At 70.5% G+C, this 22531-nt stretch carries 14 protein-coding genes and 1 pseudogene; 8 read left to right on the top strand and 7 right to left on the bottom strand.

The window, feature by feature from the left end; translation table 11 throughout:
• Positions 1-3312, bottom strand: a 3312-nt coding sequence (locus ACWGJ5_RS25935; protein ID WP_453312058.1) for a type I polyketide synthase, incomplete at its 3' end; no start/stop codon positions are given.
• Between the two features lie 298 nt (positions 3313-3610).
• Here ACWGJ5_RS25935 and ACWGJ5_RS25930 point away from each other — a divergent pair.
• On the top strand, positions 3611-4732 hold the full coding sequence (locus ACWGJ5_RS25930; protein ID WP_385313547.1) for a nucleotide disphospho-sugar-binding domain-containing protein: 1122 nt from the start codon (positions 3611-3613) through the stop codon (positions 4730-4732).
• A 250-nt stretch (positions 4733-4982) separates the two neighbouring features.
• On the opposite strand, the gene ACWGJ5_RS25925 is transcribed toward ACWGJ5_RS25930, so the two are convergent.
• From ACWGJ5_RS25925 to ACWGJ5_RS25915, 3 genes are read right to left on the bottom strand one after another with little or no spacing between them, the layout of a single operon-like run.
• Positions 4983-6551 (bottom strand): PH domain-containing protein, encoded by a 1569-nt coding sequence (locus ACWGJ5_RS25925; RefSeq protein WP_453312057.1) that lies wholly within the window; start codon positions 6549-6551, stop codon positions 4983-4985.
• Complete coding sequence (locus ACWGJ5_RS25920; RefSeq protein ID WP_228616055.1) at positions 6548-7039, bottom strand: PH domain-containing protein; 492 nt, start codon at positions 7037-7039, stop codon at positions 6548-6550. Before ACWGJ5_RS25920 ends, ACWGJ5_RS25925 begins: the two co-directional genes overlap by 4 nt.
• A 48-nt stretch (positions 7040-7087) precedes the next feature.
• Positions 7088-7648, bottom strand: a complete 561-nt coding sequence (locus ACWGJ5_RS25915; RefSeq protein ID WP_453312056.1) for a hypothetical protein — start codon at positions 7646-7648, stop codon at positions 7088-7090.
• A 155-nt stretch (positions 7649-7803) separates the two neighbouring features.
• Between ACWGJ5_RS25915 and ACWGJ5_RS25910 the strand changes: the two genes are divergently transcribed.
• Together ACWGJ5_RS25910 and ACWGJ5_RS25905 are read left to right on the top strand one after the other, a co-directional pair.
• On the top strand, positions 7804-9048 hold the full coding sequence (locus ACWGJ5_RS25910; RefSeq protein ID WP_453312055.1) for a sensor histidine kinase: 1245 nt from the start codon (positions 7804-7806) through the stop codon (positions 9046-9048).
• Positions 9049-9067: 19 nt separating this feature from the next.
• Positions 9068-9715, top strand: coding sequence for a response regulator (locus ACWGJ5_RS25905; RefSeq protein WP_388624940.1), 648 nt, complete (start codon positions 9068-9070; stop codon positions 9713-9715).
• A gap of 58 nt (positions 9716-9773) precedes the next feature.
• Here ACWGJ5_RS25905 and ACWGJ5_RS25900 read toward each other — a convergent pair whose 3' ends face one another.
• The 3 genes from ACWGJ5_RS25900 to ACWGJ5_RS25890 form a co-directional block, all read right to left on the bottom strand.
• Entirely contained in the window at positions 9774-12560 is a 2787-nt protein-coding gene (locus ACWGJ5_RS25900) for an AAA family ATPase (RefSeq protein WP_453312054.1), read from the bottom strand.
• Positions 12561-12726: 166 nt separating this feature from the next.
• Positions 12727-13506 carry a thioesterase II family protein gene (locus ACWGJ5_RS25895; protein ID WP_453312053.1) on the bottom strand — a complete coding sequence of 260 codons (780 nt, stop codon included), beginning with the start codon at positions 13504-13506 and terminating at the stop codon, positions 12727-12729.
• 249 nt (positions 13507-13755) lie between these two features.
• A complete protein-coding gene (locus ACWGJ5_RS25890) occupies positions 13756-16725 on the bottom strand; it encodes a non-ribosomal peptide synthetase (protein WP_453312052.1) in 2970 nt (989 codons plus the stop codon).
• A gap of 461 nt (positions 16726-17186) precedes the next feature.
• Between ACWGJ5_RS25890 and ACWGJ5_RS25885 the strand changes: the two genes are divergently transcribed.
• From ACWGJ5_RS25885 to ACWGJ5_RS25865, 5 genes and pseudogenes are all read left to right on the top strand, one after another.
• Entirely contained in the window at positions 17187-17408 is a 222-nt protein-coding gene (locus ACWGJ5_RS25885) for a hypothetical protein (protein ID WP_453312051.1), read from the top strand.
• Positions 17405-17569: a hypothetical protein gene (locus ACWGJ5_RS25880; RefSeq protein ID WP_453312050.1), complete on the top strand. Its 165-nt coding sequence runs from the start codon at positions 17405-17407 to the stop codon at positions 17567-17569. Before ACWGJ5_RS25885 ends, ACWGJ5_RS25880 begins: the two co-directional genes overlap by 4 nt.
• 192 nt (positions 17570-17761) lie before the next feature.
• A complete protein-coding gene (locus ACWGJ5_RS25875) occupies positions 17762-19348 on the top strand; it encodes a DUF1906 domain-containing protein (protein ID WP_453312049.1) in 1587 nt (528 codons plus the stop codon).
• A 1762-nt stretch (positions 19349-21110) separates the two neighbouring features.
• Positions 21111-21404 (top strand): annotated as a pseudogene (locus ACWGJ5_RS25870) (M23 family peptidase); the annotation flags it as partial.
• A gap of 388 nt (positions 21405-21792) precedes the next feature.
• A complete protein-coding gene (locus tag ACWGJ5_RS25865) occupies positions 21793-22530 on the top strand; it encodes a CAP domain-containing protein (protein ID WP_453312048.1) in 738 nt (245 codons plus the stop codon).
• The last annotated feature ends 1 nt before the right edge of the window (position 22531 follow it).

Genomic DNA, 22531 nt, shown 5'->3' with positions numbered 1-22531 from the left:
ACGCCCCGCCACCGGCTTCCACACCACCCGGTAACGCCAGCCGTCCACCACCGACCGCTCACGCACCTGCCGCCGCCACGCCGACAACGCCGGCACAACCTCACTCAACGGCTGCTCGACACCAACCTCCAACTCGGAAGCCAGCGACTGCACATCCCCCTGCTCCACCACCTCCCAGAAACGCGCGTCCACCGAACCGGCTTCGGCCGCGACTGCGGAGTTGGCAGCAGGAACAGCCGGAACCTCAAGCCAGAACCGCTCCCGCTGGAACGCATACGTCGGCAACTCCACCCGCCGCGCATCCGTCCCCGCGAAATACGCCCCCCAGTCGACACCAAAGCCCCTGACCTGAACCTGGGCAACAGCCGAGACAACCGCTTCCACCTCAGGACGGCTCCTGCGCAGCACAGGGACGAACACATACCCGTCCCCACTCACACAGTCCTGAGCCATCGCCGACAGCACACCGTCCGGACCCAGCTCGACAAACGCCGTAACGCCCTCGGCCTCCAGCACCCGGACACCGTCCAGGAACCGCACAGCCTCCCGCACATGCCGCACCCAGAACTCCGGCGAACGGATCTCCTCGGCGCCCACGACAGAACCGGTGAGGTTCGAGACGAGCGGAATACGGGGAGCCTGGAACTCAAGCACCTGCGCGATGCGCCGGAACTCCGCGAGCATGTCGTCCATGTGCGGCGAGTGGAAGGCGTGGCTGACCGTCAGGCGCTTCGTCTTGCGGCCCTGCTCCTCGAAGGCGGCGGCGATCTCCAGTACGGCGTCCTCGTCACCGGCGACCACCACGGAGGTGGGGCCGTTGACAGCGGCGATGCTCACCCGGTCGGTCAGGTACGGGGTGACCTCGTCCTCGGTCGCCTGGACGGCCACCATCGCACCACCGGACGGCAGCTCCTGCATCAGCCGACCCCGCGCCGCCACCAGGGTGCAGGCGTCCTCCAGCGACAGCACACCCGCACAGTGCGCGGCCGCGATCTCACCGATCGAATGACCGGAGACGAAGTCCGGGCGCACACCCCACGACTCCAGCAGCCGGAACAGCGCCACCTCCACCGCGAACAACGCAGGCTGCGTATACGCGGTGTCGTCGATCAGCTCGGCGTCGGGCGAGCCCGGTTCGGCGAACAGTACGTCGCCCAGGGGGCGTTCGAGCTGCTCGTCCAGGTACCACAGCGCGTCGTCCAGCGCTTCGGCGAAGACCGGGTACTCCTCGTACAGCTCCCGGCCCATCCCCAGCCGCTGGCTGCCCTGGCCGGTGAACAGGAACGCCAGCTTGCCGCCGGCGCGTGTTCCCCTGATCGGGCCGGCGGACGAGTCGGCACTCGCCAGGGCGCCCAGCTGTCGCAGGAACTCGTCGCGGTCACCGGCGACCAGCACCGCCCGCTCGTCGAAGGCGGCACGACCGGTGGCGAGCGAGTAACCCACGTCGACCAGGTCCACGTCCTCGTCGGCCAGCAGCTGTGCGCGCAGACGGGCAGCCTGGTCCCGCAGCGCGTCCGCTCCCTTGGCGGACAGCGCCCACGGCACGACCGAGGGGACACGGGCCGACGGGGTCTCGTCCCGCTCCACCTCGGCGATCGCCGGCGGCTCTTCGATGATGGTGTGGGCGTTGGTTCCGCTCATTCCGAAGGAGGACACGCCGGCCCGGCGCGGCCGGCCGGACTCCGGCCAGTCCTGGGCCTCGGTCAGCAGCTCGACCGCGCCCGCCGACCAGTCCACATGCGGCGTCGGCTCGTCGACGTGCAGCGTGCCCGGCAGTACGCCGTGCCGCATCGCCATCACCATCTTGATCACACCGGCCACACCGGCGGCCGCCTGCGTATGACCGATGTTCGACTTGATCGAGCCCAGCAGCAGCGGCCGGTCCTCGGCGCGCTCCTGGCCGTAGGTGGCGAGCAGCGCCTGCGCCTCGATCGGGTCGCCGAGCCTGGTGCCCGTTCCGTGGGCCTCGACCACGTCGACGTCCGCCGCGGAAAGCCTGGCGTTGGCCAGGGCCTGGCGGATGACGCGCTGCTGGGATGGACCGTTGGGGGCGGTCAGGCCGTTGCTGGCGCCGTCCTGGTTGATGGCCGATCCGCGGACGACCGCCAGCACGGGGTGGCCGTTACGGCGGGCATCGGAGAGCCGCTCGACCAGGAGCATGCCCACGCCTTCGCCCCAGGCGGTGCCGTCGGCGGCCGCGGCGAAGGGCTTGCAGCGGCCGTCGGGGGCGAGGCCGCGCTGCCGGCTGAAGGCGATGAAGGAGCCGGGGTTGGCCATGACGGCCACGCCGCCGGCGAGGGCGACGGAGCATTCGCCGCTGCGCAGTGCCTGGACGGCGAGGTGCAGGGCGGCCAGGGAGGAGGAGCAGGCGGTGTCGACGGTGACGGTGGGACCCTCGAAACCGAAGGTGTAGGCGATGCGGCCGGAGGCGACGCTCGCCGCGTTGCCGGTGACCAGATAGCCTTCGATGCCTTCTTCGGCCTCGTGGAGGCGGGGGCCGTAATCCTGGTTCTCGGCGCCGACGAAGACACCTGCCTGCTGGCCGCGGAATTCACCGGGGTCGATTCCGGCACGTTCGAACGCCTCCCAGGAGGTTTCCAGTAGCAGTCGCTGCTGGGGGTCCATGGCGAGTGCCTCGCGCGGGGAGATTCCGAAGAATCCGGGGTCGAACCGGTCGGCGTCGTGCAGGAATCCGCCTTCGCGGGCATAGCTGGTGCCGGGGTTGTCGGGGTCGGGGTCGTACAGGCCGGAAATATCCCAGCCGCGTCCGGCGGGGAATTCGGAAATCGCGTCGGTGCCGGAGAGTGCCAGTCGCCACAGGTCCTCGGGCGAGTGCACGTTTCCGGGGTAGCGGCAGCCGATTCCCACGATGGCGACGGGCTCGTCGTCCGCGGCGCCGGCGGCGTGGATGCCGGCGCCGGCGGGCTGCGAGGTCAGGCCGAGGATCTCGGTGCGCAGCAGGCGGGCCAGGGCGGCCGGTGTGGGGTGGTCGAACGCGAGGGTGACCGGCAGCTTCAGGCCGGTGGCCGCGGTGAGCCTGCTGTGCAGGTCGACGGCGGCGAGCGAGTCGAAGCCGAGGTCGAGGAAGGCGCGGTGGGGGTCGAGGGCCTGCGGGGCGTTGTCCCGCAGGGCGGCCCGCACGAGGGTGACGACCCAGTCGGTCAGCTGCTGTTCCTGCTCGGCCTCGGACAGGCCGGTGAGTCGCTCCCGCCAGGACGGCCGGTTCTCGGTCGTCCGGTCCGGCGCGCCGTTCGGACCCAGGTCCTTCACGTCGCTGTGCTCGGGCGTGAAATCCTCGGATCCACTCATCAACGCGCTCCATTACCCTGACAGACAGAATCCAACGACCATTTCACAGCCTGCCATGGGTGGGGTGCGCGAGAAACCCCTCGAAACCCCCTATGAACCCCTATCTTCGGGTGCCGGACAAGGGTTCTGCGTCGGTGCGCAACGGGAGTTCCCTGCGTTTCGCGATGATCGCCGTGGGGGCGTTCCGGAGGTATTTCCGTTGCCTTGACGGCTTCCCGGCACCCCATCGAGAATGCGCTCGACAAGGACGAAAAGTCAAGAATACGACTGCAATTCACCAGTCAGAAGGGAGCGCGTGCTCATGCGCGTCCTGTTTGTCGCCTATCCGGCCATCGGCCATGTCTTCCCGACGGTTCCGCTTGCCTGGGCCCTGCGTGCGGCCGGTCACGAGGTGCTGGTCGCGACCGGGTGCACCGGTCTGGAAGCGGCCAACGCCGGTCTGCACGTGGCGGATGTCGCCCCGGGCCTGGACATGGAGAGCTTCTTCCAGGAAACCGTTCCGGATCTGCTGACGCGGGTGCGGAACCCGGAGGGTCCGGATCCGATCGCCGGCATCCAGCTGTTCGCCCACCTCAACGACCATCTGACCGACGCGATCGTACGCACCGCGGAGGCGTTCCGCCCCGATCTGGTGGTCTACGAGCAGATCTTCGTCTCGGCGCTGATCGCCGCCCGCAAGCTGGGCGTGCCCGCCGTGCAGCACAACTTCGGTTTCGCGCGTGGGGCGGACATCCGTGCGATGACCGTCGCGCAGCTCGGCGAGACCATGCGCCGGCACGGTGTGGAGGGGGTGCCCGAGCGGGTCACGACCCTCGACATCGCGCCGCCGAGCATGGTGGAACCCGAGCCGGACGGCTGGTCGATGCGGCCGGTGCCGTACAACAGCGGTGCGGTGCTGCCGGACTGGGTGCTGCGGCGGCCGGAGCGGCCGCGCATCGGTGTCACCCTCGGCACGGCGTCGGTCCATGTCACGGGGCTGGGTCCGGTCCAGCGGCTGCTGGCCGCGGCCGAGTCGGTGGACGCGGAGTTCGTGCTGGCCCTCGGTGACGTCGACACCACTGCGCTCGGTGAACTGCCCGCGAACGTGCGGGTGGTGGGCTGGGTGCCGCTGACGATGCTGCTGCGCACCTGTGTCGGCGCGGTGCACCACGGCGGTTCGGGGACCACGCTGGCGGCGCTGAACGCCGGTGTGCCGCAGATCGTCCTGCCGGACGGCGCGGACCGTTTCGTCAACGCGGCCGCGGTGCACGACCGCGGCGCGGGCATCAGCGCCCGGGCCGAGGACATCGACGCGCAGTTGCTGCGGCAGCTGGTGGCGGACGACAAGATGCGTGCGGTCGCGGCGGAGGTGCGGGAGGAGATCGAGGGCATGCCCACTCCCGCGCTCGTGGTGCCGCGGCTGGAGGAACTGGCCGCCGGCTGAGTCCTGCGGACACCGGAACCGGAGGGGCGACGGGGGAGTCGCCCCTCCGGTTCCCGGGGGAGGGACAGATGGTCTGTGGGGTCAGCGCCGCCGATGGCCGCGCCGGGGGGCGGACGGCCCCTCCAGCAAGGACCCGAACAGCCCGAGGAAGAACCGGCCACCGGCCGAGCCCTCCCGGACACCGGAAGCGGAGGGGCGACGGGGGAGTCGCCCCTCCGGTTCCCGGGGGAGGGACAGATGGTCTGTGGGGTCAGCGCCGCCGGTGGCCGCGCCGGGGGGCGGGCTGTCGCTCCAGGAAGGGCGCGAGCAGTCCGGGTACGGCCTCTTCGGCCAGGGTGAGCCCTTCCGGCACGGCCACGTCGCGGACCTTGTAGCAGTGGTCGCCTGCCGCGGTGGCGGCTCCCAGGGTGAGCAGGCCGGCGCGCCGCTGGAAGAAGGACCGCGAGAGGCTCCAGCCGATGATCGCCTCGCGCTGCAGAGCGACGGTGCGGCGCGAGAAGGTGCCGTAACGGGTCACCAGGTAGCGGCCGTGCAGGCCGTGGCCGAGGGTTCGGTAGGCGTCGCGGGCGAGCGTTACGGTGACCGGGAGGAGCAGTACCGCGCAGGCGGCGGCCACGTAGAGCAGCGGTGTCCACAGCAGCGCGCCGAGCACGGCGGGTACGGCGGTGATGAGCGCCGTGACGGTCAGCCCGCGATTGACGCGGCGGCGCAGGGCGACGCGCGGATGCGGCCGGAGGCGGGTGACCGTGGTGGGCGACTCGGTCTCGCCGAGTACGTCGGCGGCGACCCGGAGTGCCTCGGCGCGCGGTGCCGGGGGTGTGAGCATCCGCCGTTTGCGGTTCTCGTCCTGGTCACCCAGGCCGCTGGCGACGGCGTTGAGCCGGGCGCCGCCCGCCCAGCGCAGCAGCATGGTCTCGCTGAGCTCCACTCCGCGCAGCCGGCGTTCCTCGATGGTGACGGACCGGGTGACGAGCAGTCCGCGCAGCACCCGGAGGTTGCCGGGGTCCTCGCGCTCGAGGCGGTATCCGTACCAGCCCTCGGTGAAGGTGGCGGTGGAGCCGATCATGCCGAGGGCGACGAGGATCAGCACGGTGACCAGGATTCCGAACCACAGCGGGACGGACCCGTAGCGGTGCTCGATGTCCTTGACGAAGCCGAGTTCGAGCGGGTCGATGCGCATCTCGTGCAGCGTGCGGTAGACGGTGCCGACGCCGAGCAGGACGCCGCCGACGCCCCAGATGGTCAGGGGCGCGTAGCGGATCCAGGACCAGTCCAGGTCGGCGATGGTCGCGTCGTGTTCGTCGGCGGCGTGCCCGCGCACCGTGTCACGGCGGCTGAGCAGCCGTTGCCTCAGTTCGGCGCCCTGTGCCCGGCTGACGCCGTCGAGGGAGAGCCGTCGGCTGGAGGCGGAGGTCTGGTCGCCGGTGCCGATACGGACCGAGGTGAGTCCGAACAGGCGGTGGACCGGGTTGGCGGTCAGGTCGACGCCGCGGATCCGGTCGAGCCGGACGGAGCGGTGGCTGCGGAAGAGCAGTCCCGAGCGCAGTTCGATCTTCTCGCCGGTGATGCGGTAACGGGTCGTCAGGAACCGCATCAGACCGATGCCGGTGATCACCAGGGCGGTGATCGCCAGGGAGCCGAGAGTGATCAGTGCCTGCAGGTTCAAGGTCCCGCCGGAGACCAGCAGGGTGCCGGCGCAGGACGCGACCGGCGCGGCCAGGACGCTCAGATGGACCAGGATCAGGCGGGCGTTGAGCCGCTGCCAGGAGTCGGCCGGCTCCGTGGCCACCGTGCGGTCCACCGCGGTCTGCTGGGTCATGTGGCGTCTCCGGGCGCGGCCTGCGCGTACTTGGTGAGGTGCTCGACGACGTCGGTGGCGACCCGCTGGTCGAGCCCCTTGATCTTCACCGCTCCGGCGCTGGAGGCGGTGGTCACCGTCACGCCGGACAGTCCGAACATCTGCTGGATCGGTCCGCGCAGGATGTCGACGGTCTGGACCCGGGCGAGCGGGACCACGCGCCAGCGCTGCCACAGCCAGCCCGAGGCCGCGTAGACGGCTTCGTCGGTGGTCTCCCAGCGGTGCACCCGGTAGCGCCAGGCCGGCATGATCGCCATGTAGGCCAGGCCGGGGACCAGCGTCGCCGCCAGGCACCAGCCGAACCAGGTGCGGGCCGGCGGGATGAAGAGGTAGAGCACCGCGAACACGATCGGCAGGGGCAGTGCGAAGATCGACGACTGCGTGGTCCACCAGGCGATGGCTCGGCGCTCGACGCGATTGCGCGGCGGCCGGAGCCTCACGTCATCCATGTCTTTCTGCTTCCAGTCCGGGAGGGGCTGCCGGTCGTTACGCGGCGGTCACCGCGTGGCGGTGTCGGCGCGCTGCTCGGGCCGGCTGGGGACAGTGGTTTCGGCGCCCTCTGCGTTCAGCCGGCGGCGACGGGCCAGCAGGACTCCGGTGCGGGCCAGCACCATGGCGAGCGACATGAACACGAAGGCGTTGGCGTAGACGTCCTGCCCGCTGAGCTTGTAGTCGATGCTGAACTTGATGATGCCCTGGGGGAACCAGTGTTCCGTGCCGTAGGCGAACAGCACGCGGCTGCTGGACAAGACGATCCAGAGCAAAGCGTATCCGATGCCTCCGCGGGTGTAGATCTCGCCCGAGGCCTCACGGTGAGCGGGGAGGAGTGCTCCGGCGATCAGGCCGCAGATGGCGCCGACTCCGATACCGGCGAGCTGCAGCGACACGTCGTTCCCGGCCGTCGGCAGCGAGTGCACGAACAGCGCGATGACGATGGCGACCGCGAGGAGCGAGCGCAGCATGCGCATGTTGGTGACTTTCCTGCGCCCCAGGTCGGTGGCGAGAATGATGGTGAGGATCGTCGCGCTGGCGATGAGCGCAGTGAGGAACGGGCTCATGTGAGGTGTGGCCTTTCGTGGTGGCGCTCGTCTGCCTGCGCCGTTGCATCCAACGTAGGCTGGGGTGGTGCGTCGCCGGGACGACCGACCGGTTGAACCGGCTGTCCGCCGACCGGTGGACACGGCGGGGGGCCGCAGGTGGTACGACTTGTGCTGTGCGCACTCACACCCAGGTGAACGTGGCGGAGCGACGCGGCGGCCCGCCGCCCGAGGCGGGCAACCGGTGGTTCGCCCTGTGGGACGGCTACTTCGCCATCAGCTACGCCGTGACCACCGTGCTGCTGTTCACCACCAGCGGTGACCAGACCTACCGGGCCGTGGCGATCGGCGCCCTGACGCTGGGCGTGCCGTGGTACGCGGCGCTCGGCCGTGGCCTGATGGTGCACAACACGGGCCACCGGAGCTTCGGCCCGCGCAACGTGGTCTTCGGGGTCGGGCTGTTCCTGCTGTTCACGATCGCCACCGCGTGTGACATCTCCGCGTCCTTCGCGTTGTTCGCCGTGGTACCCATGCTGATGATGGCGCTGTCCACCACGCGGGCGATCGCTGTGGTGCTGCTGGCCAACCTGGTGCCGGTGACGGTGGTGTGGCTGACCGGCGGGCAGATCGGCGCGGTGCTGCCCATCTCGCTGCTGGGCATCGCACTGTCGGTGTTGCAGGGGCTGTGGATCACCCGGGTGGTGCGGCAGAGCAGGGAACGCGCGGAGCTGATCGAGGAGTTGCGGCAAAGCCGTGAGCAGTTGGCTCAGCTGTCCCGCGAGGCGGGGATCGCCGCGGAGCGCGAGCGGCTGGCCCGGGAGATCCACGACACGCTGGCTCAGGGGCTGACCAGCATCATCAGTCTGGTGCAGGCCGCGGAGTCGGAGGTGGCCGAGTTGCCGGAGCTGGCCTGCAGGCATCTGGAGCTGGCCGGGCGGGTGGCGAAGGACAGTCTGGTGGAGGCGAGGGAGTTCGTCGCCGCGCTGACGCCTCCCTCGCTGCGCGAGAGTTCGCTGGCGCAGGCGGTCCAGCGGCAGGCGGACAACCTGGTGGCGCAGACCGGGCTGACGGTGCGGTGCCGTGTGGAGGGTCCGGAGGTGCCTCTGCCGATGGCGGTCGGCGTGGTCCTGCTGCGCACGGTGCAGGAGGCCTTCGCGAATGTGCGCAAGCACGCCTCGCGGGCCCGGTGCGTGGACGTGGTGCTCAGCTATGCGCCGGACAGGGTGGGACTGCTGGTCCGTGACGACGGTGAGGGTTTCGAAGTGCGCCTGGACGACAAGGGTTTCGGGCTGAGCGGCATGCGGGCACGGGTGCAGGAGATCAACGGGGAGGCCACCGTCAGGAGCCGGCCCGGCCGGGGCACGGCCATCGAGGTGACGGTCCCGTTGACGGCTGCCGGGGAGCTCGCCGATGAGCGATGAGAAGGCGGACGGCAAGAAGATGACGAAGCACACCGAGCCGGCGGCCGGGGACGGCCTGCGGGTCCTGCTCGCGGACGATCATCCGGTGGTACGGGAGGGGCTGTGCGCCATCCTGGAATCCGCGGACGGCATCAGCGTCGTCGGTCAGGCCGGCTCCGGGGAGGAGGCGGTTGCGCTCACGGCCCGGCTGGAACCCGACATCGTGCTGCTGGACCTGCGGATGGGCGGCATGGACGGGGTGGCCGCCACCGGGCACATCCTGCGCCAATGCCCGCGCACCAAGGTCGTCATCGTCACCACGTACGAGAGTGACGCGGACATCCTGCGCGCGGTGGAGGCGGGTGCCGCCGGGTATCTGCTCAAGGGCAGCAGCCGGGCGGAGCTGATCAACGCGGTGCTGGCCGCCGCCCGGGGTGAGACCGTGCTGACGCCGTCGCTGGCGGGCAAGCTGGTCCGGGCTCGGACGGTGGACGTCCCACAGCTGTCGGAGCGCGAGTGCGAGGTGCTGCGCCTGGTCAGCCAGGGACTGACGAACGCGGAGATCGGGCGGAAGCTGTTCATCGGCGAGGCGACCGTGAAGACCCACCTGCTGCGGGCCTACCGGAAGCTGGACGTGACCGACCGGACCGCCGCCGCCGTCACCGCGTTCGAGCGCGGGCTGCTGTGACGGCGGCGAGGTCCCGGAACGGCCGGCCCCGGCGGTGGGCCGCGTGGCCCGGGCGGGGTCAGGCGATACCGGCGAGACTGCTGTCGGAGAGCTTGGACGGCAGGTCACGGCGTCGTTTTACGTTCAACTTGCGGTAGATGCGGGTCAGATGCTGCTCCACGGTGCTCACCGTGACGTAGAGCTTGGTGGCGATCTCCCGGTTGGTGTGCCCGTGTGCGGCGAGGACGGCGACGCGCGACTCGGCCTCGGTGAGGGCCTCGGCCTCGCGCGAGACGTCACCGTCGCGGCCGCCGGCCGGATCGGCGTCGGCGTCGCCCGGCATCAGCTCCTGGCACAGCGGTTCCGCACCGCAGGCCTTGGCCACGTGCCACGCCTTGCGGACCAGCAGCCGGGCCCGGTTGAAGTCGCCGAGCGACCGGTAGCTGTTGCCCAGTTCGCCCAGGGCGGCGGCCAGGTGCAGCCGGTCGTCGCTGTTCTCCAGGATCTCCACGGACTCGTTGAGCAGCTGCAGCCGGCGCTTGACCTCCACGGTGCGGGCCAGGACGAGGAGCTGGGAGCCTCGGGTACGGCTGGGGGCGGCACCGCCGCGGCGCGGCTGCCGCTCGGCCAGGGCTCGGGCTCGCTCCGGCTCGCCGAGAGCCAGCCACGCCTCGGCGGCGTCGACGCGCCAGGGCACCAGTTCCGGGGCGTCGAGTCCCCACTTCTCCATCAGCCTGCCGCAGGTCAGGAAGTTCTCCACGGCGGCGTGGTAGCGGCCGGTGGCCAGATGGCAGCGGCCCCTGGCGCGGATGTACTGCAGGCCCAGCAGGGTGTCGAACAGCGCCTCGGGGACGGGCTGCTCCAGCAGGACCACGGCCTCGTCGTACCGGCCCATGCCGACTTCCGCCTGGATCAGCGTGCTGAGCGGGAGCGCGATGCCGATGCCCCAGCTCTGCAGCGAGATCAGCGACAGGGCGGCGCGGGCGTGGTGCGCGGCGCCGGGGAGGTCGCCCTGGCGCAGCGCGATGTCGCCCCGTACCGCGGACAGCAGCGCCTGCCAGCCGGGCGCGCGCCGCGTGGAGCACTCGCCGAGCAGCCGCTCGCACCAGGCCAGCGCCAGGTCGGCCCGGTCGGCGTAGATGAGCGCCAGGAGCGAGAAGACCAGCGGCTGCAGGGAGTTGTCGCTGATGCGGTGCCGCTGCAGCAGGCGCTGGGCCTCGGCGACAGCGTTGTCGCCGAGGGTGCCGGTCAGTGCGGCGGAGATGGCCGAGGCGGCCAGAGCGTGTGCGTCATCGACCGCACCGCGGCCGCCGGGGGCCGGGTCCCGGCGCGGTTCGGCTTCCGGGAGAACCGGTTCCAGCGAGGGGCTGATCATCGTCAGCCAGCGGCGCGCGGACTCCAGGGCGGCCGCCTGGTGCGCGGGCGGCTGCTCCGGGCCCCGGGACAGGGCGTGCACCACGTCACTCGCCTGGCCGAGCCGTCCGGACCATCCGAGGTAGGACACCGACGTGGCGAGGTCGCCTCCGGGCAGCCGCTCCGGGACGAGTTCGGCCGTCAGCTGCGGCAGATGGGCCTCGGCGGCTGCGGGGTTGAGCCGCCACACCAGGCTGACGAGCCGGGCCTTGATCGCCGTCCGCGTCACGCGGTCCCGGCAGGCCTGGTGGGCCAGTTCCAGACAGCGCAGCGCCACCTCGATGTCGTCGTCGATCAGCGCGTACTCGGCCGCCTCCTGCAGGACGGGGATCATGCCGGGGTCGACGTCCTGCCGACCGCACAGCAGGTGCTGGGCCACCTCCAGGGCCGAGGCGCCGTCGCGGTGCAGGAGGGCCGCGGCCCGCTGGTGCAGCGACGCGAGGGTCTGGGGCGGCGTGACCTCCAGAACGGCGGCGCGGGCCGACGGATGGCGGAAGGCTCCGCCGTAGAGCACCGCGCACCGGACGAGGTCCTGCACGCCCTGTTCCGCCTGCTGGGCCTGGATGCCCAGGACCTGGCCGAGCAGGGTGGGCGAGCCGGCGTCGCCGAGCACGGCTACGCCCCGGGCGACGGTCAGCATGTCCGGCTCGCCGCGGTGCAGGCAGTCCCGCACGGCCTGGGCGTACTTGTCGGCCGGTACGACGCGCTGGAAGGGCTCGTTGCGATCGGCGATGCCCTGGCAGTCCTCGAGCAGCGCGCGCAGCAGCAGCGGGTTGCCGCCGGTCATGGCGTGGAACTCCGGGGCCAGCCGGGCGGCCAGCGCGGGAACGAAGTGGCCGGCGATGACGCCCGCGGTGCCCTGCGGGGACAGCATGCCGACGTGGATGCGGCTGCAGTGCGGCTGGCGCAGTAGTTCGGCGTGGAACACGAGTTGTTCCTGGCGCAGCCGGGTGGCCTCGGTGAGCACGATCAGGATGTGCGCCTGCCGTATTCGCCGGGCCAGATAGAGGAGAAATTGCAAAGATTCTTCGTCGGTGCAGTGCACATCGTCGATCGCGATGACGATCGGATGTTCATGGGCGAGTTGGAGAAGAGCCCAGGCGGCGTAGGGCATGGGCCGCATTCGGTCTCGCTGGCTCGTCTCGTGCGCGGCCGCGTCCATCAGTCGCAGCGCCTCGGCGCGGACTTCGGGGGCCATCGAGGTGTGATCAAAAATCTTTCTCAGGATGCCGAAGGGCAAAGCGCTTTCGGCGCGGGAAGCAGTGGCGTCGAGCAGTATCGCGCCCTCGTCGATCGCCTGCTCGGTAAAGGCTTGCAGTAGTTCGGTCTTGCCACTGGCGACCGGGCCGCTGAGCAGGGCGACGCGGCCCCGTCCGGTGCCGGCGCTGAGCAACTGCTCATTCAGTGCGCTCAGGTGGCTCTCTCGTTCGACCAACTTCGATGACAAGGTCATTTTTTATCCCCCGAAAACCGCTGTCCGCCCGAATCGCTGAGTGGGGCAGGACGCGGCGGTGGTGTGCTGAAGAGCGGTGACGTCTGGGGCGGCGGAATGCATTGGAATCGGGCATCGCGGGCCTGATCGCAGCCGGGGACCGCTGGTCAGCGCGGTCCCCGGGGGGTCAGGTAAGGGAAGCGCTCCCGCTGGGAAGGGAGGTGCTGAGCGTTTCCGAGACGATCTTCAGGATCTCTTCCTGGTGGTTCGCCAGGAAGAAGTGACCGCCCGAGAACACACGCAGGTCGAACGCCCCGGTGGTGTGACCGCGCCACGCCTCGGCTTCCTCCAGGCTGGTCCTGGGGTCGTTGTCGCCGGTCAGCACGGTGATCGGGGCGCTCACCGTGAGCCCGGGAGCGGCACGGTAGTTCTCGATCGCGGTGTAGTCGCTGCGGATCGCGGGCAGCACCATCCGCAGGATCTCCTCGTCGCCGAGGATCTGGGCGTCCGTTCCGCTCAGCAGCCGCATCTCCTCGACGATTCCGTCGTCGTCACGCCGGTGGACGTTTTCGTCACGGTACCGCGAAGGGGCCCGGCGGCCCGAGGCGAACACGGCGAGGGGCACGAGGCCGAGGTCCCGCTCCAGACGCCTGGTCACCTCGAAAGCAAGCACGGCTCCCATGCTGTGCCCGAACAGCGCCACCGGGCGGTCCAGCCACGGCTCGAGCTCGGCCGTGATCGCGTCCGCGTATTCACCGATGTCCTCGACAGCCGGATCCATGCGGCGATCCTGTCGTCCCGGGTACTGCACCGAGACGACATCCACCTCGGGAGACAGCGCGCGTGACATCGGGAAGTAGAAGGGTGCCGACCCGCCGGCGTGCGGAAGGCATACGAGACGCACTCCGCTCTCCGCAGCGGGGTGGAAACGGCGTATCCATCGGCTGGGGTCCTGGAATTCACCCACTGCACCAAAACTCTTTCCTGAGATTGTCTGTCAGCGACAAGCGCGACCCTCCCGTGTCCGTCTCGAACACGGTCATCGCTGCCGAATCCTTTCCGGCACTTCCTGCCGTCGCCTCGACCAATCCATGTCTAGCAGAGGGCTTGATCTAGGGGGTACCCCTAGGTTTGGAGCCGCGCTCCGCGGGAACCGAACGGGGCACTGGGGCTACTGGTGGTTCCATTTAACGACCCGTGTTCGATGTAGCGTTACTCACACCCCTGTCGCCTCGATGCACGCCTGCCGGACGAGCGCGGTGACGCGTTCCAGCGTCGGTTCCCGGAGAATTTCGGACAGCCGGGCCATGAAGGCCTCCTCGGCGGCGGTGTCGAGCAGTTCGCGGCCAACGCCGGCGAGCATCGCCAGGAGCGACAACGAGTCACCGCCCAGTCGGTGGAAGTCGGACTGCCCGTCCAGCCGGGACCGCTCGATCTTGAGCGTGCGCGCCCATGTCCCGGCCACCGCCTCCGCGACCGGGTCGGCGGGGAAGGCCGCGTGCGGGGCGCCGTGCACGCTGCCGAGCGGGTCCGGCAGGGCCCGTACGTCCACCTTGCCGCTGACCGTGTACGGCAGTTCGGGCACCACGACCAGGGCGGCGGGAATCATGTGGGCCGGCAGCCGCTCGGCCAGGTACGCCGTCAGCTCCCCCGCACCGACCGCTTTGTTCGCCAGCAGGTAGCCGTACAGTGCCTTGCTCGTGTGGCCCGCCGTCGCCCGCGCAACCACCACGGCCCGGTCCACCGCCGGGTGCTCCTCCAGCGCCCGCGCCACCTCGGCCGGCTCCACCCGATGACCACGTATCTTGACCTGGTCGTCGATGCGCCCGACGAACTGCAGCTCTCCTGACGGCAGGACGCGGGCCAGATCGCCGGTGCGGTAGACGCGGGTGCCGTCGGCCAGGCTGGGGAAGCGTTCCCGGTCGAGGTCGGGCCGGCCGAGGTAACCGCGGGCCAGCTGGGCACCGCCGAGATACATCTCGCCCACCTCGCCGGGGGCGACGAACCGCCGCTCGGCGTCGAGCAGGAACACGGTGGTGTTGTCCGCGGGCAGGCCGATGGGGACGACCGTCCCCTCGATGTCGGTCTCCTCGTCGTAGGTGTGCGCGGTGCAACCGATGGTGGCCTCGGTCGGCCCGTACAGGTTGATGATCCGGCACTTCGGCCCGAACATCTCCTGGGCCCGGGCGGCGACCTCCACGCGCAGCTGCTCACCCACCACGACCACGCTGCGGTAACCGTCCGGCGCGATGTCCAGCCCGCCGATCAGGTCGAGGTGGGAGGGGGTCAGGTTCAGCATGTTGGCCCGCGTCCCGGTCAACAGGCGGCGCAGCGACAGGTGATGGGGGTCGTCCCGCATCAGCACCACCTCGCCGCCCGTCAGCAGCGGCAGGAAGACGGAGGTGCCGGAGACGTCGAAGGAGGGGGAGGTGAGCAGCGGCAGGCAGGTGTCGGCGTCGACGCCGAACTCGCGGGTGGCCCAGTGCACGTAGTTGAGCAGATTGCGGTGCTCGATCTGCACCCCCTTGGGCCGGCCGGTCGATCCGGAGGTGTAGATGACGTAGGCAAGGTCGCTGGGGTGGGTCTCCGCGTCATCCGGCCGCGGGTCGTCCGCCGGGGCACCGCCTGCGGCGACGGCGTCCAGCGGCAACGTGCGGCAGCCGACCGGGAAGCAGTTGCGCTCCTGGTAGGGGACCTCGACCAGACACAGGCTGCTGCCCGCGTCCGTCAGCAGCTCGGACAGGCGCCTGTCCGGGTGGCGTACGTCCAGCGGGAGATAGCAGGCGCCCGCCCTCAGGACGCCCCACAGGCCCGCGATCGACGCCACCGTGCGGCCGGCGAGCAGTCCGACCACCGTGCCGGGCCCCGCGCCCAGGCGGCGCAGCTCGGCCGCGACCGCGTCGGCGCGACGGCTGAGTTCCAGGTAACTCACCTCGCCCTCCGGGCCGCTCAGTGCGGTGCGGTACGGTGTGCGCTCGACCTGCTCGCGGAAGAGCCGTACCACCGACTCCTCGCCGGGCAGCGGCTGTTGCGGGCGGTTGCCGGCCCAATGGCGGTTCGCCCGGGGCGAGAGCGCCTCCTCGACGGTGTCCAGCAGCGCGTCGGCCCGGGCCGCGACGTCCGGGCCGTCGTACCAGCTCACGGTGATCTCCGTGCGTCCGGGAAGTTCCACGAGGCCGATCTCGGGCGGGCCGCCGGGAGTCATGCCGCCCAGCGCGTAGACCGCGGTGGCCCGGAATCCGTCGGCGCTGAAGTCGTCGGGGTCTACGGCGCCAAGGTGCGAGACGCAGGCCCGTCCGCTGTACCGGTCCGCGTCGGCGGCGGCGCGGTCGAGGTGGGCGATGCCCTCGCGCAGCATCGGCAGCGGCAGCTCCATGATCGCCGGATCGGTTCCGCCCGCCAGGTCCCGGTGGTCCGCCAGGGCGGCCAGCAGTCGGCTCTGCACCTGCTCCCAGCCGTCACCCGCACCCACCTCCAGGTCGACGGCGTGCGAGAGGGCGGCGGTGGACCGCAGGTCCGGCACGTGACGGCGCAGATCCACCGGGATGTGGAACCGGCCCGGGCCATGGGCGGCCGCGACGGCCGCCGCCACCTTGGAAGTGGCCGCGGGATGGGTGCCGTCAACGGTGCGGCGGCGCCACAACAGACCCCCGTGTTCCCGTGGTCGGGGACCGAGCGGCGACCGGAACGACAGTGCGCGGTCGGTGGCGCGGGGCGGTTCGCCGTCCGGGTGCAACCGCCGCAGCAACTGCTCGATGCCGTCGTCGGCCGCGCCCACCGGGTCCTCGCCGCGCAGCGCACGGAAGACGTCGCGCGCCCACATCAGCAGGCCGCGGCCGTCCATCACGGCGTGGTCGGCACGGAACACCACGGTGGCCCGGCCGCCGGGCACCAGCAGCACCTCGCCGGTTGCGGTCAGCTCGTCGAAGGGCACGCGCAGCGCCGGAGCGTCGAGCCGTGCCGGGTCGAGGGAGCCGGCCTCCAGCACGCGTACGGCGGGGGCCACGCCGCTGTCCACCCAGCGATCTTCGTGCCGGACCAGCCGGACCCCGCGATGCACGCGGGCCGCTGCGGCGACCGCCGCCGTCAGCCGCCCCGGTGAGATCGTCCCGTCGCCCTCGACGAGGTGATGCATCACCCTCAGCTCGGGCTCGATACCGAGAAAAGCCCATTCCAGCGGGGCCACTTTCCTCACGAAAGTTGCCAACTCAGTCACTTCTCCCCCATTCGGCGGCGCCGGATGCGCACGGCGAAGGCGCCCCGCCCGGCCAAGGCAGACGCGAGGTGTTCTCCATACATCCACGTCTAGGCCATCACCGCACCCACAACAGCCCCTAGCGCCCGCCGTTTCCCGCACCCGCCACCCCTGTTATTCCCCTGTGGAGGCGCCTCGCGCCCGGACGCACCCTGCATACGGCCCTGTGGACGAGGTCGCAGTTCCCGGGGCGGCTCCGGCCCATTGACGGCCACTCACCCCGTTCCTACACTCCGTTCCTGCACTGCGGAAATCGATTTCAGTGCCGCCGATGGACGGCTTGATTCCCCCCCGTACGGAGCCCACCATGGTGGACCTGCTCGGCCAGCGGCGGAGACCGCTCATGCGCACCCTCGCGGCGCCGGCCACCCTCGTACACCGTCTCGGCCGACGTGCGCTGGAGCGCCACCGGCACCACCTCGTCGTACCCCAAGTACGGCATCTACGCCTCGTACGCCGACAAGGACAACCACGTCGAGGTCTTCATCGACCGCAAGTACGGGGTGCTCGCCACCCACGCCGTGGTGCAGGGCGTCGAGCGGCCCTGGCAGAACTCCGCCCTGCCGGCCGGGCCGGGTTCGATCCGGCCCGGTACCACACGCTCAAGGTGGTGAAGGCGGGCGCCGGCTACACGTTCCTCCTCGACGGTGCCCAGGCCCAGCAGCGCACCTTCAACGGCGCGTCCTTCCCGGTACTGCTCAACGGGCAGCCCGGTCCGGTCACCGAGGACACCGCTGCCGACTACCGCAACGTCACGGTGGACGACACCTTCTGAGCGCGCCCCCGCCGGCCCTTGCCAAATCTCGCGTGTTCCCGCCCCAAGTCCTTGAAATCGATATCACAGACGCTAGGGTGTGGGCCGATACCGCGAACACGGGTTTTGAGCCAGGTATCTGACACCGACACAGCACCTCGCCGACCTTTGGCGTCCTTGTCATGATCATGTAAACAAAGAGAGGCCATGTACATGACCAGACCTGCCCGCGCCGGACGCGCGGTCCGGACTGCCCTGGCCCTGCTGCTCACCGCGGCATCCGCGGCACTGACCGCGCAGGGCGCGCAGGCCGCGACCGCCACCACCCAGGAGGTCGCCTACCGCGGCTACCACCTCCGTGTCCCGGCCGACTGGCCGGTCATCGATCTGGCCACCGCGCCGGACACCTGCGTGCGCTTCGACGTACACGCCGTCTACCTCGGCCACCCCGCGGGCCAGGAGCACTGCCCCACCCACCTCGTGGGACACACCGAGGCCCTGCTCATCGAGCCCCTGGACGGCACCGGCACCGCGGCCGTCGACCGCGACACGCTTGTCGCGCCGAAGGGAACCGCGACCTACGCCCCCGGGCACACCACCGCGGCCGAGCCCGGCGAGATCCGGCTGGCCGTGCCCTCCGCCGGGGTCATCGCCACCGCCGCGTACGGCACCGGCAAGGCGTCGGCCGAGCGGATCCTGCGCACCGGCCGGCTCGACGGCCGGGCCCGGCCCAGCGCGAGCGGCACGCGGCCCGGCGCCGACCGTGCCCCGAAAGCGACCGCCTCCGCCCTGGCCATCACCGCACAGCCCGGCGCCTACACCGGCAAGGGCTTCGACACATGCGCTGCCCCGAGCACCTCCACGATGAACGCCTGGGGAGCCTCCCCCTACCGGGCCGTGAGCGTGTACATCGGCGGCAACAGCCGCGCCTGTGCCCAGCCCGCTCTCACCTCGTCCTGGGTGAGCACCGTGACCGGCAACGGCTGGCACCTGATCCCGACGTACGTCGGCTCGCAGGCGCCCTGCACCTCCTTCGGCCACACGGTCTCCACCGATCCGGCCACGGCCCGCAGCCAGGGCACCGCGGAGGCCGACGACGCCGTCGCCCAGGCACAGGCGCTCGGGCTCCCGGCCGACAGCGTCCTCTACAACGACATGGAGGGCTACGACAACACCAACTCCTCCTGCAGCACCGGCGTCCTGAACTACCTCTCCGCCTGGACCGGCGAACTGCACGCGCGCGGCTACCGTTCCGGTGTCTACTCCAGCGCCGGCTCCGGCATGCGTGACCTGGCCGCCCAGTACACCACCGGCGCCTACACCCTGCCGGACCACATCTGGTTCGCCTGGTGGAACGGCGCCGCCGACACCGACGCCGGCACCTACGTGCCCGCCGCCGACTGGGCCGACCACCAGCGCATCCACCAGTACTTCGGCGGGACCGACGAGACCTGGGGCGGCGTCACCGTCAACATCGACGGCGACTACCTCGATGTCGACGGCGGAGGCAGCGTTCCCCCGCCGTCGGCCAAGTACTGGGTGGACACCTTCGCCGACGCGCCGGTGTACGCCTCACCGACCGGCACCACCCAGACCGGCACCCTGAACGCGGGCACCAACTACGTCTACTGCAAGGTGTGGGGCCGTCAGACCGGTGACGCCACGAGCTACAACCACTGGTGGCTGAAGACCGACCCCGACACCGGACCCGCCGATCAGTACGTCTCCGCCTACTACCTCTCCCGCTGGGGCAACGACGAGGCCAAGGACAACAACGGCACCGTCATACCGGACTGCTGACCACCGTGCCTCCGGCGGGCCGCCCCCGCCGCAGGCACGCTTTCGACCCTGTTGGAAATCGATTTCACCACTCACTCTTCTCTGGAGCCGCCCCATGCGCACAGCCGCCAGACCCTGGCGCACTGCCGCCGGCATAGCCACCGCCCTGCTGCTGATCCTCGCCCCGGGAACGGCGAGCGCGGCGCCCGCCGCCACCGCCCTCTCCTCAGCCCCGGAGAGCGACTTCTTCTCCACCGTGCAGATCGACTCGGGAGCCACCGTCGGCGCACCGGCCGTCGGGGACAACGCCAACCACGGCGACCTGTGGCCCAACTGCTGGTCGGACGACGACAACGTCTACGGCGCCTACGGTGACGGCGTCGGGTTCAACGCCCCCTTCAGCGACATAGGGGTCGCCCGCATCTCGGGCACCCCCGGAAGCCTCCAGGGCACCAGCCTGGCCCAGGGTGACGCCGTCGGCCAGGTGTGGACGGCCGGCCACACCCGCAAGCCCACCGGAATGGCCTGTGTGGACGGCGACCTCTACCTCGCCGTGCAGGACCTGGCCACCGACTTCAACGACGCCCCCGCCGCCACCATCGCCAAGTCGACCGACCACGGCCGCACCTGGACCTGGGACCGGACGGCTCCGATGTTCCCGGGCGGCGTCTTCACCACGGTCATGTTCCTCGACTACGGCAAGGCCTACGCCAACGCGCCCGACGGCTATGTCTACGCCTACGGCCTGGACCACAACTGGCGGGACTCGTTCAACGACCGGGTGCCCGACCCGGAGGACGTCTACCTCGCCCGGGTGCCCCGGGCGTCGGTACTGGACCGCTCCGCCTGGCAGTTCGTCAACGGCTTCGACTCCGCCGGCAACCCGACCTGGTCGTCCGACATCAACCAGCGCACCGCGGTCCTGCACGACGACCGCCACATCTACCAGAACGTCTACACCGCCGGTCGGGCACACGACCTGACCACCATCAGCCAGGGCGGCATCGTCTACGACAAGCCGCTGAACCGCTACCTCTACACCTCGTGGACCGAGTACACCTTCGAGTTCTACGAGTCACCCACCCCGTGGGGTCCGTGGAAGCACTTCGAGACCAAGGACTTCGGCGGCTACCCCTGGACCCACACCAAGCACGGCGGCTACGCCACCACCATCCCCTCGAAGTACATCAGCGCCGACGGCAAGTCGGTGTGGCTGCAGTCCAACGTCTGCCCCTGCGGCGGCGGCTACCCGGCGAACGACAACTGGGCCTACACCTTCTCGCTGCGCCGGATGCATCTCGAACCACAGGTGCCGTCCACCCCGTCCAACGCCGCGGACCCGGCCCGCAACCTCGCCCGTGAGCCCGGCACGGTGGGCATCGAGCGCGCCACGCACTACGGCAACGTCCAGTTCTACAACGACGGCAACCGTAACCAGTCCGACGACGACTGGAACGACGAGAACAAGACGGCGAGCTGGTGGGGCTACACCTGGCCGCGCAGCTACACGCTGGACCGGGTCGTCTACACCACCGGCGACATGTTCTCCGACGGCGGCTGGTTCGCGCAGGGTCTCCGGGTCCAGGTCCGCACCAACGGCACCTGGACGGACGTCGCCGGACTCCGTACGTCGCCGTCCTACCCGTACGACTCCTCCGCCGGCCCGAACCACTCCTACCAGTTCGACTTCACGCCGACCTCCGGCGACGGTGTGCGGATCATCGGCTTGCCCGGCGGCACGAAGACCTTCACGTCCATCGGCGAACTGGAGGCGTACTACAGCGGAGGCACATCGGGGGCGCCCGTCAAGTACTACGTCGACACCTCTCCCACCGCGCCGGTGTACGCCTCGCCGGCCAGCACCACCCAGACCGGCACCCTGAACGCGGGCACCAACTACGTCTACTGCAAGGCATGGGGCCGCCAGGTCGGTGACGCCACGACCTACAACCACTGGTGGCTCAAGACCGACCCCGACACCGGACCGGCGGGCCAGTACGTCTCCGCCTACTACCTCACCCGCTGGGGCAACGACGAGGCCAAGGACAACAACGGCACCGTCATCCCCGACTGCTGACCACCGCACCTCCGGCGGGCCACCAGTGCCCGCCGGAGCAGGCAGGCAAAGTGATATCCATCACAGCGAACTCGGCAACTAGGCGTCCTGCATAGTAGACACAGCTCCGATGACATAAGGGATTTGTCCGGCTTGCCACCGGCGCGAACGGTTCATCGGCCCACGGCGCGACGCCCGCTCGGCACCTTCCCGTATCCGCCGGACATGTCTCTTTCCTGACGGGGCGCCAGGCATCAGCAAACGTCGCGGAAGCGAACCCGACATCTCTTCGCTCGGCTGACAAGAGCCCTCCGGCTCTACTAGGCGCGGTAGTGGAAGTCGCCCTTTGCGCTCCTTGTGAAGCCCTTCCGAAAATGAGCGCCCGGCGATCACCGAACGAGGTTGACGAATGGCCAAGCACCGCAAGTCGCAGCAGTACCGGCGCATAGTCGTCGCCGCCGTCGCCATCGGAACCGTGGGCGTGCCGTCCGTCGCGCTGGCCTGTTCCGACTGGCCGTACGGCGGCAAGGACCGGGCGGACGTCGCCGCGACGAGCACGCCCCGGCAGCCGCAGCACCACGGTCACCGGCACCATCACCATCACCACCGCAACGACCATCACCACGTCGGCACGCCGCAGGCCACCGCGTCGCCCACGCACCGGCCCACCGCGCACCCGAGCACCAGCACGAAGACCACGGCCCCCACGCCCCGGACGACGGCTGCTCCCAGCACCAGCAAGCCGGCGCCCACGCCCACGGCCACCGCGTCGAGCGTCACCGCGCGCGTCGTACAGCTCGTGAACGCCGAGCGCGCCAAGGTGGGTTGCCGCCCCCTGACCGTGAACGCGAAGCTGGCGAAGGCGGCGCAGGCCCACAGCGCGGACATGGCGGCCCACCAGAACATGTCGCACACCGGGTCCGACGGGTCGTCGCCCGGTGACCGCATCACGCGGGCCGGCTACAGCTGGAGCTCGTACGGCGAGAACGTCGCCTACGGGTACGCCACCCCGGACCAGGTCATGACGGGCTGGATGAACAGCCCCGGACACCGGGCCAACATCCTCGACTGCTCCTTCACGGAGATCGGCGTCGGTCTCGCCCAGCCCGGCAGCTACTGGACCCAGGACTTCGGCAGCGCCCGGTGAG

It is taken from the genome of Streptomyces sp. NPDC054783 (assembly GCF_053611725.1).
The sequence above is the reverse complement of the archived record's forward strand: the minus strand, read 5'-3'. Positions and strand labels throughout refer to the sequence as shown.

Coding starts and splice junctions, on each gene's coding strand:
- ACWGJ5_RS25925 (WP_453312057.1), bottom strand. CDS start 6,551: ATGACCCAGCAGACCGCGGTGGACCGCACGGTGGCCACGGAGCCGGCC.
- ACWGJ5_RS25920 (WP_228616055.1), bottom strand. CDS start 7,039: ATGGATGACGTGAGGCTCCGGCCGCCGCGCAATCGCGTCGAGCGCCGA.
- ACWGJ5_RS25930 (WP_385313547.1), top strand. CDS start 3,611: ATGCGCGTCCTGTTTGTCGCCTATCCGGCCATCGGCCATGTCTTCCCG.
- ACWGJ5_RS25875 (WP_453312049.1), top strand. CDS start 17,762: ATGACCAGACCTGCCCGCGCCGGACGCGCGGTCCGGACTGCCCTGGCC.
- ACWGJ5_RS25865 (WP_453312048.1), top strand. CDS start 21,793: ATGGCCAAGCACCGCAAGTCGCAGCAGTACCGGCGCATAGTCGTCGCC.
- ACWGJ5_RS25905 (WP_388624940.1), top strand. CDS start 9,068: ATGACGAAGCACACCGAGCCGGCGGCCGGGGACGGCCTGCGGGTCCTG.
- ACWGJ5_RS25900 (WP_453312054.1), bottom strand. CDS start 12,560: ATGACCTTGTCATCGAAGTTGGTCGAACGAGAGAGCCACCTGAGCGCA.
- ACWGJ5_RS25915 (WP_453312056.1), bottom strand. CDS start 7,648: ATGAGCCCGTTCCTCACTGCGCTCATCGCCAGCGCGACGATCCTCACC.